Annotated in this window: 10 protein-coding genes; 5 read left to right on the top strand and 5 right to left on the bottom strand. The window is 65.2% G+C overall.

The window, feature by feature from the left end; translation table 11 throughout:
- Window positions 1–92 precede the first annotated feature (92 nt).
- A complete protein-coding gene (locus OKW43_RS16530) occupies window positions 93–1,316 on the bottom strand; it encodes a pyridoxal-phosphate-dependent aminotransferase family protein (RefSeq protein ID WP_187633816.1) in 1,224 nt (407 codons plus the stop codon).
- A gap of 270 nt (window positions 1,317–1,586) precedes the next feature.
- Here OKW43_RS16530 and OKW43_RS16525 point away from each other — a divergent pair, with 270 nt between their 5' ends.
- The gene (locus OKW43_RS16525; RefSeq protein WP_429448493.1) at window positions 1,587–2,582 is read left to right on the top strand and encodes a 2-hydroxyacid dehydrogenase; all 996 of its coding nucleotides are present in this window, start codon (window positions 1,587–1,589) and stop codon (window positions 2,580–2,582) included.
- 44 nt (window positions 2,583–2,626) lie between these two features.
- Here the strand turns inward: OKW43_RS16525 and OKW43_RS16520 are convergent, their stop codons facing one another.
- The gene (locus tag OKW43_RS16520) at window positions 2,627–3,208 is read right to left on the bottom strand and encodes a plasmid fertility inhibition factor family protein (protein ID WP_376776341.1); all 582 of its coding nucleotides are present in this window, start codon (window positions 3,206–3,208) and stop codon (window positions 2,627–2,629) included.
- 140 nt (window positions 3,209–3,348) lie between these two features.
- Here OKW43_RS16520 and OKW43_RS16515 point away from each other — a divergent pair, with 140 nt between their 5' ends.
- The 3 genes from OKW43_RS16515 to OKW43_RS16505 all read left to right on the top strand — a co-directional run bounded on the left by OKW43_RS16515 (window position 3,349) and on the right by OKW43_RS16505 (window position 7,729).
- Window positions 3,349–4,182: a crotonase/enoyl-CoA hydratase family protein gene (locus OKW43_RS16515; protein WP_187634021.1), complete on the top strand. Its 834-nt coding sequence runs from the start codon at window positions 3,349–3,351 to the stop codon at window positions 4,180–4,182.
- Window positions 4,183–4,391: 209 nt separating this feature from the next.
- The gene (locus tag OKW43_RS16510) at window positions 4,392–5,549 is read left to right on the top strand and encodes an MFS transporter (RefSeq protein WP_429448491.1); all 1,158 of its coding nucleotides are present in this window, start codon (window positions 4,392–4,394) and stop codon (window positions 5,547–5,549) included.
- A 407-nt stretch (window positions 5,550–5,956) separates the two neighbouring features.
- Window positions 5,957–7,729, top strand: coding sequence for a PQQ-binding-like beta-propeller repeat protein (locus OKW43_RS16505; RefSeq protein WP_429448489.1), 1,773 nt, complete (start codon window positions 5,957–5,959; stop codon window positions 7,727–7,729).
- 63 nt (window positions 7,730–7,792) lie between these two features.
- Here the strand turns inward: OKW43_RS16505 and fahA are convergent, their stop codons facing one another.
- Window positions 7,793–9,091 carry a fumarylacetoacetase gene (gene fahA / locus OKW43_RS16500; RefSeq protein WP_429448487.1) on the bottom strand — a complete coding sequence of 433 codons (1,299 nt, stop codon included), beginning with the start codon at window positions 9,089–9,091 and terminating at the stop codon, window positions 7,793–7,795.
- On the bottom strand, window positions 9,088–10,434 hold the full coding sequence (hmgA, locus tag OKW43_RS16495) for a homogentisate 1,2-dioxygenase (RefSeq protein WP_429448485.1): 1,347 nt from the start codon (window positions 10,432–10,434) through the stop codon (window positions 9,088–9,090). Before hmgA ends, fahA begins: the two co-directional genes overlap by 4 nt.
- A 301-nt stretch (window positions 10,435–10,735) precedes the next feature.
- Between hmgA and OKW43_RS16490 the strand changes: the two genes are divergently transcribed.
- On the top strand, window positions 10,736–11,569 hold the full coding sequence (locus OKW43_RS16490) for an EAL domain-containing protein (RefSeq protein WP_429448483.1): 834 nt from the start codon (window positions 10,736–10,738) through the stop codon (window positions 11,567–11,569).
- A 41-nt stretch (window positions 11,570–11,610) separates the two neighbouring features.
- Here the strand turns inward: OKW43_RS16490 and OKW43_RS16485 are convergent, their stop codons facing one another.
- Window positions 11,611–12,396, bottom strand: coding sequence for an IclR family transcriptional regulator (locus OKW43_RS16485; RefSeq protein WP_187633824.1), 786 nt, complete (start codon window positions 12,394–12,396; stop codon window positions 11,611–11,613).
- Between the last annotated feature and the right edge of the window lie 21 nt (window positions 12,397–12,417).

The following is a 12,417-nucleotide window of genomic DNA, read 5'->3' as shown; positions in this document are numbered from 1 at the left end:
CGGAAAAATACTTTCTAACCAGGTTGTAAAATGCTGGACCGCACAAAATAGACGCGCTGTGAATGCTATTTGCATCGCGTCCTGAAATGCATTTATTTACCTTCGCTCAAGCCGCGCTCGAGCGCCGCGACACCCGCCGGCAGATCCACCTTGACGCCGAGATCGACCATCGTGCGGCCGAGCGCATGCACGGTGCGAAACAGGTTGTGCTCGCGGCACTGCTCGCCCATCTGGCCGATACGCACGATCGGCAGACCGAACGAGCCGGAGATTTCCACCTGATGCTGCCGCGAGATATGCGCGCAAACGTCGGCGGGACTCAGGCCGTCCGGCACTTCAATGCCGACCACCGAATTCAGGCGGCAATTCTCGGGCGCATATAGCCGCAGGCCCATCGCAGTGACGCCCTGCTGCAACGCGAGCGAGCATTTCAGATGGCGCGCGAAGCGCTTCTCCAGCGTCTCCGCGCAGACGAGCCGCAGCGCCTCGTGCAGCGCGAGCACGCCCGACACAGGCGCCGTATAGTGATAACCGGCGTTGTGCCAGAAGTTTTCCGCCAGCGACGCATCGAGGCACCAGTGCGTATTGGGCACCGTGCGGCCTTTGACGCGCGCCCACGCCGCGTCTGAAAACGCGATCAGCGACACGCCCGGAATCGACGACAAGCCCTTCTGGCCGCCGGTAATCACCGCGTCGATACCCCAGGTGTCCATTTCGAGCGGCATCGTGCTCAGCGTGCAGACGGCGTCGACGATCACGAGCGCGCCAGCTTCCTTCGCGAGCGCGGCGATGTCTTTCAGATGGTGGTTCCACACAGTGTTCGACGTCTCGCCCTGCACCACCGTGACAACCTCGGGACGCTCGCGGCGCAGCGCCTCGGCGACCTGGTCGAGACTCGCGACCGTGCGGTCCGCGACTTCGAGCGTGCTCACGCGCGCGCCGACGCGCCGGCCCATTTCGGCCATGCGGTCGCTGAAGAAGCCGTTCTTGATGCACAGCATGCGCGTGCCTTCCCACGCGAGATTGCAGATCGCCATTTCCATCGCGCCCGATCCGGGTCCCGCGACGCCGAGCACCCACTTCGACTGGGTCTGGAACACGTAGCGCGCCATCGTCTTCACCTGGTTCACCACCTTCGCCATCGTGCCGCCGAGATGGTTGATCACGATCGCATTGGCCTTCGCGACCGCGGCGGGAATCGGCACGGGGCCGGCACCCATCATCAGTAGCGGTTCTTCGGGAAGGATCGCGTCGAGCGATTCGACGATCGGACAGGGGACAGACGAAGCAACGGTGGTGGAAGTTGAAGTCGGCATGATCGGTGTGTGAATGTGGAGCGCAGAGGAACGAACGGCCTCGCGGCAGGTACGCCGCTCGAGGCCGTTCGTCCGATCATTCACTGAACCGTGCGATTGCGCAAGTTTTTTGGCCAGGCTAGCCCGCCCTCACGCGCGAGCGGCACCGCCGTTCACCACCGAGCACCGACAGTTACTCTTTCATCGCGAAGTCGCCTAACATCGTGAGAAAGATAATCTGCTGTTTGCCTCGCAAAAACACGTCTGGAGCACGCTTCTTCGGAGCCTGACATGCGCATAATCCTGTTCAGCAGTCGTCAATACGACGTCGATACATTCACCGAGGCCAACGCCGCGCAAGGCTATGAACTGCATTTCCAGGAATCCCCTCTCGACAGCGAGACCGCGATCCTCGCGCATGGCTACGACGTCGTCTGCCCGTTCGTCAACGACCACGTCGACGCCGCGACGCTCGAGCGGCTCAATGCGGGCGGCACGCGGATGATCGCGCTGCGCTCGGCGGGCTTCAATCACGTCGACCTCGCGGCGGCCGAGCGGCTCGCCATGCCGGTCGCGCGTGTGCCGGCTTACTCGCCGTACGCGGTCGCCGAACATGCGGTCGGGCTGATCCTCGCGCTGAACCGGCGCCTGCCGCGCGCGGTCGCGCGCACACGCGAAGGCGACTTCTCGCTGCATGGGCTGCTCGGCTTCGACCTGCACGGCAAGACGGTCGGCGTGATCGGCACGGGCATCATCGGCCGGGTATTCGCGCGCATCATGGCCGGCTTCGGCATGCAGGTGCTCGCCTACGATCCGGGCACGCCCGTCGACGAACTGCTCGCGCTCGGCGCGCGCTATGTGCCGCTCGATACGCTGCTCGCCGAGTCGGACGTCGTCAGTCTGCATTGCCCGCTCTTGCCCGACACCTATCACCTGATCGACAGCGCGGCGCTCGCGAAGATGAAGCGCGGCGCGATGCTGATCAATACCGGGCGCGGCGGGCTCGTCGAGGCGAATGCGTTGATCGCCGCGTTGAAGGAAGGCCAGCTTGGCCATCTCGGACTCGATGTCTACGAGGAAGAAGGCGGCATCTTCTTCGAGGATCATTCGAACCTGCCGCTACAGGACGACGTGCTCGCGCGTCTGTTGATGTTCCCGAACGTGATCGTCACCGCGCACCAGGCGTTCTTCACGCGCGAGGCGATGACCGAGATCGCGCAGACCACGCTTGCGAACATCGCGGCGTGGCAGGCGGGCACGCCACGCAACGTCGTGCAGGCGGGGTAGCTGTGATAACCGCGGCGCCCGCGAATGACCGCGGACCGCGGGAACTAGACGTCGTTCTCGCCGCCCGCCGAGGTCGCGCGAATCGCGGTGCGGGCGTCATCGGTAGCGCCGCATATTTCGCGCAACAATATCGCCTCGCGCTCGTGCACTTCGACCGGACACCAGCGCGCGCCCGCGTCGGCCAGATAGCGGGCGCGATGCTGGCCGTTGCGAAACGCCACCACTCCCTCGCGCTCGATGCCGATCCACCCGAGCAGTCCCGGCGCGCGACGCGTGGAGATCGTCACGTAGGGCATCTGTGGAACGCGCGGGCTTTCGGGATCCAGAAACTCGCGAATGCCGCGGACCTTGCCCGCGTGCCATTCGGCGACTGGCTTCAGCACGTAATCGGTGTTGTCGCGATCCGCGCATTGCAGCAGCTTGCGCAGATCGACGAGCACGACCTGGTGACGTGTGCCGTCGGTGACGAATACGCGTTTCAGGCGCACATGGTCGTACCATGAATGCTCGCTCAACGGCACGATCCAGACCGTGTCGGCGCAGCCCGGCGCGCAGGCCGGCGATGAATTGGGCAAAGGCAAGGACAAAGGCACACTCGGCAAGCCGGCGACAGGACACCAGCGCATCAATAGAGCGCTCACGCTACGAGCCAGATGTGACGGAAACATGACAGCCCACCGGATTACTTACGCTGCATGAGCGTGGTCCAACATCGGCGGATCGACAGGCAGGCAGCGAGCCTCAGATACCCTTCAAGTTTATGACGATGATAGCCACCGAGCATTTCAATCACCATGTGCGAATCGAGTCGAATAACGACCAAGGAGTCGCCACGATCGTGCTCGATAGGCCCGCGCGGCGCAACGCCGTCGATCGCCAGGTGGCCGACGCGTTGAGCGCCGCGTTCAGCCGCTTCGAGGGGGAACCCGCGTGGCGCGCGGCCGTGCTGTTCGGCGCGGGCGGCACGTTTTGCGCTGGCGCGGACCTGAGCGCGCTCGCCGACGGCGCGCGTCGCAATGAACTGCACCCGGACGGCGGCGGCCCAGGTCCGATGGGACCGACGCGCATGCGCTTCAGCAAGCCGGTGATCGCCGCGATTGCCGGCTATGCGGTCGCGGGTGGACTCGAACTTGCCGCGATGTGCGACCTGCGCGTCGTCGAGGAAGACGCGGTGCTTGGGGTGTTCTGCCGGCGTGTCGGCATTCCGCTGATCGACGGCGGCACGATCCGGCTGCCGCGACTGATCGGTCTGTCGCGCGCGCTCGATCTGATCCTGACCGGCCGCGCGGTCGATGCGCGCGAAGCGCTCGCGTTCGGGCTCGCCAACCGCGTGGTGCCGCACGGCGAAGCGCGCGCGGCCGCCGAGCAACTGGCCGCGGAACTCGCCGCTTTTCCGCAGGCGGCGCTGCTCGCCGATCGCCGCTCCGCGCTCGAGAACAGCGCGCTCGACGATCTCGCGCAGGCGTTGCGGCGCGAAGGCGCGGGCGGCTACGCGGCCGTCTTCGCCGAGGGCATCGCGGGCGCGGCGCGCTTTGCGTCCGGCGCCGGCCGTCATGGCGACACGTTCGACGCGGACAACGCGGCGCCGCGCGATCGTTGACTGGCTTGCAATCGCTCGTCGCGACGCCGGCCGCGCGTTGCTTTCCACAAAAAACAACACCTTGCCCGCCAGTCAGCAAGCCTGAATTGGCTTAGGTAGAATCCCCTACTGTTTTCTCCCTATCCGGCGACAGCGTTCCCCGCCTTCGAGATCGCGCGCCCGGCGCCCGTTTTTTCGCGCTGCTTCATGCGTCACACTCCATCATCGCCATGCCTTTGCCTCTGCTTGCCCTTGCCGTTGCCGCGTTTGGAATCGGTACCACCGAGTTCGTCATCATGGGGCTGTTGCCCGACGTCGCGCGCGATCTGTCCGTGTCGATTCCGGCGGCCGGCATGCTGGTGTCCGCGTATGCGCTCGGCGTCACGATCGGTGCGCCGATCGTCGCGATCGCGGTCGCCAACATGCCGCGCAAGAGGGCGCTGATGAGCCTGATCGGCGTGTTCATCGTCGGCAATCTGCTGTGCGCGATCGCGCCGGGCTACGCAGTGCTGATGGCCGCGCGCATCGTCACCGCGTTCTGCCACGGCGCGTTTTTCGGCATCGGTTCGGTGGTCGCGGCGGGGCTGGTCGCGCCGCATCGCCGCGCGCAGGCCATCGCACTGATGTTCACCGGCCTCACGCTCGCCAACGTGCTCGGCGTGCCGCTCGGCACCGCGCTCGGCCAGGCGGTCGGCTGGCGCGCGACCTTTTGGGCCGTGACCGGCATCGGCGTGCTGGCGGCCGTCGCGCTCGCGGTATGCCTGCCCGCGAAGATCGAAATGCACAAGGCGAGCCTCGTGCGCGAATTCAGCGTGCTGAAGAATCCGCAGGTGCTGATGGTGCTCGGCATCAGCGTGCTCGCGTCGGCGAGCCTGTTTTCGACCTTCACCTATATCACGCCGATCCTCGAGGAGGTGACCGGCTTCACGCCGCACGCGGTGACGCTGGTGCTGCTGCTGTTCGGCCTCGGCCTGACGGTCGGCAGCACGTTGGGCGGCAAGCTCGCGGACTGGCGGCTGATGCCGTCGCTGATCGCGTTTCTGATGGCGATCGTCGTGATCCTGTGCGTATTCGCGGGCACGATGCACGCGCGCATGCCGGCGATGCTGACCGTGTTCGTGTGGGGCGTGCTCGCCTTCGCGATCGTGCCACCGCTGCAGATGCTGATCGTCGATCGGGCAAGTTACGCGCCGAATCTTGCGTCGACGCTGAATCAGGGGGCGTTCAATCTCGGCAACGCGACCGGCGCGTGGCTCGGCGGCATGGCGATCGGTGCGGGCGCGCCTCTGACGACGCTGCCGTGGGTCGGCGTCGTGACCGCGCTCGGCGCGCTGATGCTGACGCTGTGGTCGGTGTCGATCGAGCGCCGGATGGCGGTGGCGGGGTAAGCTTGCCGCGTCCTGTCGTGGGGCGCCGCGTCTCACTGGTACGCTGCTGCGGCAGCGCTCGCGATCGGCGTCGCTGACGACAACCGCCTCGCGCAGATCCGTCTGCACGGTCTCACGCTTGCGCCGCGGCGCAGGAAATCCTCGGATATCGAATCAAAATTCTGCCCGTAGTAGCCTCCCCCGCCGATGAAAGTCGTTCACCCGCGATTGGCGCTACCGCGTTGATGGAGCGCACCGCGAACCTGTGGCTATGGGCGCTGCTGCGCGCGCGGCGAGTTGACGATTAGACGCTAGTTGCTGGCTTTTACGATCTATACGCAGGGTGATACTCTCAACCCACGTTGCGCGGGCACTCGACAAACGGCCCATATTTTTGTGGCGCCGCCGCAAGCAACGGGGAGTCCGCCATGGTGTCGATGCCACTGTTGCTCCGTGTCAGCCTGTTGGGCGCGGCGATCACGGTAGCCGCGATCGTCGCCGCGAACTGTGGAGGCGGCGGAGGCGGAAACAGCAGTACCCCGACGGGCACCAGTGTCGGCGCCGGCGGTAGCGGCGCATCGGGCGCATCGAGTCCGAGCGCGGCGAGCGGCGGCAGCACCACCAGCGGCGGCGCCACCGCCGGCAGCACCGGCAGCGGCTCGGGCACGCCGACGAGCGGCACATCGACGGCAGCCGTGCAGGACGTGCTCACTTATCACGACGACATCGCGCGCACCGGCCAGAACCTCGGCGAAACCACGCTGACGCCCGCCAACGTGACGGCCTCGAAGTTCGGCAAGGTCGGCTTCTTCACCGTCGACGGCAAGGTCGACGCACAGCCGCTATTCGTCGGCGCACTGGCGATCGCGGGCGGCACGCACAACGTGCTGTACGTCGCGACCGAGAACGACAGTCTGTTCGCATTCGACGCCGACACCGGCGCGACACTGTGGCAGGTCAGCACGCTCGGCACCGGCGAAACCCCGAGCGACGACCTCGGCTGCACGCAGATCATGAACGTCATCGGCATCACGTCGACACCGGTGATCGACCGTTCGCGCGGCACGCACGGCACGATCTACGTCGTCGCGATGTCGAAGGACGCGGCCGGCGGCTACCATCATCGCATTCACGCGCTCGACCTCGCGACCGGCGCCGAGTTGCTGAACGGTCCCACCGAAATCGCCGCCTCTTATCGGGGCCAAGGCGCGGGCAATACGAACGGGGTCCTGCCGTTCACACCGTCGTTGTATGCGGAGCGCGCGGGGCTGCTGTTGCTCGGCAACACCGTCTATACGACGTGGACCTCGCACTGCGACGACGGCGGCTACACGGGCTGGATCATGGGCTACGCCGCCGACACGTTGAAGCAGACCACCGTGCTCAACGTGACGCCCAACGGCATCGGCGGCGCGATCTGGATGAGCGGCGCGGGACCGGCGTCGGACGGCTCATCGATCTATCTGCTCGATGCCAACGGCACCTTCGACACCACGATGACCTCGAACGGCTTTCCGGCCAGCAACGACTTCGGCAATACGTTCCTGAAGCTGGGCACGTCGGGTGGTCTGTCGGTCGCGGACTACTTCGCGATGACGAACGTCGTGCACGAGGCCAACGACGACATCGACCTCGGCTCCGGCGGCGCACTCGTGCTGCCGGACCTGACCGATGCGAGCGGCGCCGTACAGCATCTGACGCTCGGCGCGGGCAAGGACAGCACCATCTACGTGCTGAATCGCGACTCGATGGGCAAGTTCAATGCGACGGCCGACAACATCTATCAGGAGATTCCCGCGCAGTTGGCCGGCGGCGAGTTCGGCATGCCCGCTTACTTCAACGGGCGCGTGTATTTCGGCTCGGTCGGCGATCATCTGAAGGCGTTCACCGTGACCAACGCGAAGCTGTCGATCACACCGACGGCGCAAAGCGCGATGACGTTCGCTTATCCCGGCACCACACCCAGCATCTCGGCGAGTGGCGCCACGAACGGCATCGTGTGGGCCGCCGAAAACGGCACCATCGCGGCGCTGCATGCGTTCGACCCGGTCACGCTCAACGAGCTGTACAACAGCAATCAGATGGGCACGCGCGATCAGTTCGGCGCGGGCAACAAGTTCATTACGCCGATGATCGCAAATGGCAAGGTGTATGTCGGCACGACGAATGGGGTAGCGGTGTTCGGGTTGCTGGGTGGATGAAGCGGACGGCGAGCAGGGTCATCGCGACACGGTGCGCACTCGGTCGTCGCAACTGCCGCGCGCTCACGCTAGCGCCGGCAGAATCTCCCCGGTACACGCGCCAAACCCCACGCGGTATCCATCGCCCTGACACCAGCCGACGAGCGACCATTCATCGCCGTCCTCGATAAACGTGCGCGTGCCGCCCTCCTTCAACTCCAGCGGCTTCTTGCCGTTCCATGTCAGCTCGAGCAGGCTGCCGTACGAATCCTCGGTCGGCCCGCTGATCGTCCCCGAGCCCATCAGGTCGCCCACCCGGGTATTACAGCCGGCCACCGTGTGATGCGCGAGTTGCTGCGCCATCGTCCAGTACATGTGTTTGAAGTTGGTCCGCGCGATCGTGCTCGCTTGCCGCGCGTGGAGCGCACGCAATGTCGCTTCGAGGTGAATGTCGAACGCATGCTCGCCTCGATGCCGCAGATACGCGAGCGGCTGCGGCTCCTGCACCGGCTGAGCGATGCGGAACGGTTCGAGCGCATCGAGCGTGACGACCCACGGCGAGATCGTCGTCGCGAAGGTCTTCGCGTTGAACGGGCCGAGCGGCACGTATTCCCATTGCTGGATGTCGCGCGCGCTCCAGTCGTTCAACAGCACCATGCCGAAGATGTGCGCCTCCGCATCCTCGCATGCGATCGGCTCGCCCAGCGCATTGCCGGCGCCGATGATGAAACCAGTCTCCAGCTCGATATCGAGCTTGCGGCACGCGCCGAACACCGGGCGCTCCTGATCCGGCAGTTTCAGTTGACCATTTGGACGACGAACCGGCGTGCCGCTGACCACCACCGACGAGGCCCGTCCGTTGTAGCCGATCGGCATCTCCGACCAGTTCGGCAGCAGCGCGTTCTTCGGATCGCGGAACATCGAGCCGACATTGGTCGCATGTTCCTTTGACGAATAGAAGTCCGTGTAGCCCGGAATCTGCACCGGCAGATGCAGACGCGCATCGGCCGCGCGCACGAGCACCGTGGCGCGCAGCACGGCATCGTCGCGCAGCGTCGCGGTGTCGCGCGCGAGCAGTCGGCTCAGCTGGATACGCACGCTGCGCCATACGTCGCGGCCCAGCGCGATGAAATCGTTTAACGCATCGCGCGCGAACACGTTCGGCGCCGGCACGCTCAGCAGGCCCGCGGCCTGCAACGCGGCGAGATCGACGATCTGATCGCCGATCGCGACACCCACGCGCCGCGTGTCGTTGTCACGGTCGCTAAAAATGCCGAACGGCAGGTTCTGGATCGGGAAATCGCCAAGCGGGTCGTTGGCCGACTCGATCCAGCTCTTGCGCGACGCATCGAACGTCGACGGAAGATCATTCACCGCGTTCATCGTTGCTCCGGATTGAAGTGTTTCTTGAGGCCTTGCCAGCACTCGTAGTAATGCGCCTGCAATTGCGCGGTTTCGAGCGCGAAGCGCGTCGGCTTGATCAGCGTGCGGGTCTCGAACATGAAGGCCATCGTGTCGTCGACCTTCTTCGGCACCGAGGTATCGACATGCGACGCTTTCTCGAACGTGTCCGCGTCCGGGCCGTGGCCTGTCATGCAGTTGTGCAGGCTCGCGCCGCCGGGCACGAAACCCTCGGCCTTCGCGTCGTAGACGCCATGCACGAGACCCATGAACTCGCTCGCGACGTTGCGATGGAACCAGGGTGGGCGGAACGTGTCTTCGGCGGCGAGCCAGCGCGGCGGGAAGATCACGAAGTCAACTGTGTCGACGCCCGGCGTGTCGCTTTGCGATTGCAGCACGAGGAAGATCGACGGATCCGGATGGTCGAAGCTGATCGAGCCGATCGTGTTGAAGCGGCGCAGGTCGTACTTGTACGGCGCGTAGTTACCATGCCACGCGACCACGTCGAGCGGCGAATGACCGATGTCCGCGCGCCACAGATTGCCGTTCATCTTCGCGACGAGTTCGAACGCGCCCTCGCGGTCTTCGTACGCGGCGTGCGGCGTCAGGAAATCGCGCGGATTCGCGAGACCGTTGGAGCCGATCGGCCCCAGTTCGGGAAGGCGCAGCAGCGCGCCGAAATTCTCGCAGATATAGCCGCGCGCGCTGCCATCCGGCAGGCTCACCGCGAAGCGCACGCCGCGCGGAATCACCGCGATCTCGAACGGCTCGATATCGACGCGCCCCATTTCGGTCGCGATCTGCAGGCGACCTTGTTGCGGCACGATCAGCAGTTCACCATCGGCGCTGTAGAAAAAGCGCTCCTGCATCGAGCGATTCGCCGCGTACAGATGGATCGCGCAACCGCTCATCGCTTCAGCCGAGCCGTTGCCCGCCATCGTGACCCAGCCATCGATGAAATCGGTCGGCGCGCCCGGCATCGGCAGTGGGTCCCAGCGCAGCTGGTTCGGGGGCGTCGGCGGCACCTCGGCAAAGTTCGCGACGAGCCGCTCCGACGGCATCGACGTGAACGGCTTGTGCATGGCCGCCGGGCGTATCCGATATAGCCACGAGCGACGGTTATGACCGCGTGGCGCCGTGAATGCGGTGCCCGAAATCTGTTCGGCATACAAACCATAGGCCACGCGCTGCGGCGAATTGCGGCCAGTCGGCAACGCGCCCGGCAACGCCTCGGTCGCGAATTCGTTCGCGAAACCCGACTGATAGCCGGGTTCGATGTCGGGCCGCAGGTGTTCGTCAGCCGGCGTACGTGTTGAGATTTCCATACAAGGTTCTCCGCGAGTTGCTCTGTTCTTTCCCGTTGATACGTGATCTTTGCGCCCAGGCTGGCATTTTACGAATAGTAAAACGAATTACGAATAGTGAAACTAACGTATACCCTTGGAATTGCACGCGCCAAGCTCGTCATTCCGCGCTCAGCCCCGGCCGATAAGCGTGCGGCCAATAACGTTATGAAGATTTTGTTAATCTGCGCACGGCGCCTACTGCTACCATCAACGAAAGCGGCCATTGAGTCGCGTTGCCACGCGCCCGGTGCGCGCTCATCGTCGCCTTTCATTCGCCTTCATGATTTCGCCGACCATCCCCAATCTGATCGCCCGTGCCGGTGATCACCCGTTTCTCGGCGAGCATCTCGCACTGGGACAAGGCGCGCACGCCGGCATCGCGCTCGGGCACTTCGACGGCATCGAGCTCACGAGCGCCTACGAACCGATCTTCGACATCAGCGTGCACGCGCTCGCGCAGTCGCTGTCATGCGGCGCGGAAGGAGTCGACCGGTTCGGCGACGAACTCGGCTTTCAGGCGGTCACGCACCGGCTCGACGCGCCGCCGTTCGACGTGTTCGATCCGTTCGACAAGATCGCCGACGATCAGCAGCTGGTGGCGCTAGATCGCATGTCGCGCGCACTGCACGCGATCAACTTCTTCGGCGCGCAGCGGCATGGGCTGCTGTTCTTGCGGGTGCATGAGAGGCTGCTGAAGAGTGTGAAATACGACCATGGCCAGCATTTTTCGAGCGTGCTGACGTCGTTCAATCTAAGCCCGGCGCGCATCGTGATCGAGCTGCCGGCGGCGGCGGTCGCGCACAAGACATTTCTCGGCTATCTGACGCGCAGCTATCAGCACTACGGATTCAAGGTGGCGGGCAATCTGTCGAACGCGGGGCAGATTCTGTCGGTATCGGAAACCGCGCGGCTCGACTTCCTCAAGATGGATGCGGTGGTCGCCTTGCGCGACGCGACCGTGAAGCCGCTCGTCGGCTACGCGGGCCGGCTGCGGGTGCCGCTGATTTTCAGTCACGTGACGGATGAGGCACAGTTCTCCGCGCTCCAGCAGTACGACGTGCGATTCGTGCAGGGACCGTTGTTCAACGCGCATTACCACGACCGGGCGGCGTGACACGTTGCAGGCCCGGTTAGCCGGGTTGCCCGGGCCTGACCTCAGCCCGGCTCCCCCAATCGCGCCGCGAGCGCCTTCAGGCGCGGCGCGACATTCTCGCGAAACACCTCCTTCCCCATCGACGACGCCGGCCCGCTGCAGCTGAGCACGAGCCAGCGCTGTTCGCGCGGCTCGCGAAACGGCACCGCGACTGCGTTCACGTCGTCATGCCACGCGCGAAACGAGTAGCAGCAGCGCGCGGTCGCGAACGCGGCGATCTCCTTTTCGGCTTCGGCGACGAGCATCGCCCCCGCCTTGCCGGCCGCTTTTTTCAGATCCGCGAGTAGTGCGGTACGGGCGTCGAGCGGCTGCACGGCGAGATAGGCGCGGCCCATCGAACTGGTCAGCATCGACAGTTTCGAGCCGGATGCGAGGCCGAGCGTCAGCGCGGTGTCGCTGCGGATCGTCTCCAGATACACCATGTCGAGCCCGTCGCGGCAACCGAGCGAGACCGCCGCGCCGACCTCGCGCGCGAAGCTGCGCAAGTGCGGGCGCGCCAGTTCGAGCGTGTCGGTGCCCGACAGCAGCGCGAAGCCGAGCGACAGCACGCCGGCGTCGAGCGCATATTTGCCGTGTGTTTCGTCGAGCCGCAGATAGCCGAGCACCGTCAGCGTGTAGGCGAGACGGTTTACGGTTGCCTTCGGCAAACCCGTGCGTTCGACGAAATCGCGATTGCCGAGCATCGTCTCGCCCGGCCGGAACGCGCGCAACAGGTCCAGCCCGCGAGCAAGGGCAACGACGAATTTGCGTTCGTCGAGCGGAGCGGAGAAAGTGGATGGCAGCGTCATAGGGTGATACACTCGGGCGTC

This window comes from Paraburkholderia sp. WC7.3g (assembly GCF_050436345.1).
Lineage (GTDB): Bacteria > Pseudomonadota > Gammaproteobacteria > Burkholderiales > Burkholderiaceae > Paraburkholderia > Paraburkholderia podalyriae.
This window is presented reverse-complemented; position numbering and strand designations above follow the sequence as displayed.

Excerpts from the sequence above, each read along its gene's own strand:
- fahA (WP_429448487.1), bottom strand. The coding sequence starts at position 9,091 with ATGAACGCGGTGAATGATCTTCCGTCGACGTTCGATGCGTCGCGCAAG.
- hmgA (WP_429448485.1), bottom strand. The coding sequence starts at position 10,434 with ATGGAAATCTCAACACGTACGCCGGCTGACGAACACCTGCGGCCCGAC.
- OKW43_RS16510 (WP_429448491.1), top strand. The coding sequence starts at position 4,392 with ATGCCTTTGCCTCTGCTTGCCCTTGCCGTTGCCGCGTTTGGAATCGGT.
- OKW43_RS16485 (WP_187633824.1), bottom strand. The coding sequence starts at position 12,396 with ATGACGCTGCCATCCACTTTCTCCGCTCCGCTCGACGAACGCAAATTC.
- OKW43_RS16525 (WP_429448493.1), top strand. The coding sequence starts at position 1,587 with ATGCGCATAATCCTGTTCAGCAGTCGTCAATACGACGTCGATACATTC.
- OKW43_RS16515 (WP_187634021.1), top strand. The coding sequence starts at position 3,349 with ATGATAGCCACCGAGCATTTCAATCACCATGTGCGAATCGAGTCGAAT.
- OKW43_RS16505 (WP_429448489.1), top strand. The coding sequence starts at position 5,957 with ATGGTGTCGATGCCACTGTTGCTCCGTGTCAGCCTGTTGGGCGCGGCG.
- OKW43_RS16490 (WP_429448483.1), top strand. The coding sequence starts at position 10,736 with ATGATTTCGCCGACCATCCCCAATCTGATCGCCCGTGCCGGTGATCAC.
- OKW43_RS16520 (WP_376776341.1), bottom strand. The coding sequence starts at position 3,208 with ATGCGCTGGTGTCCTGTCGCCGGCTTGCCGAGTGTGCCTTTGTCCTTG.
- OKW43_RS16530 (WP_187633816.1), bottom strand. The coding sequence starts at position 1,316 with ATGCCGACTTCAACTTCCACCACCGTTGCTTCGTCTGTCCCCTGTCCG.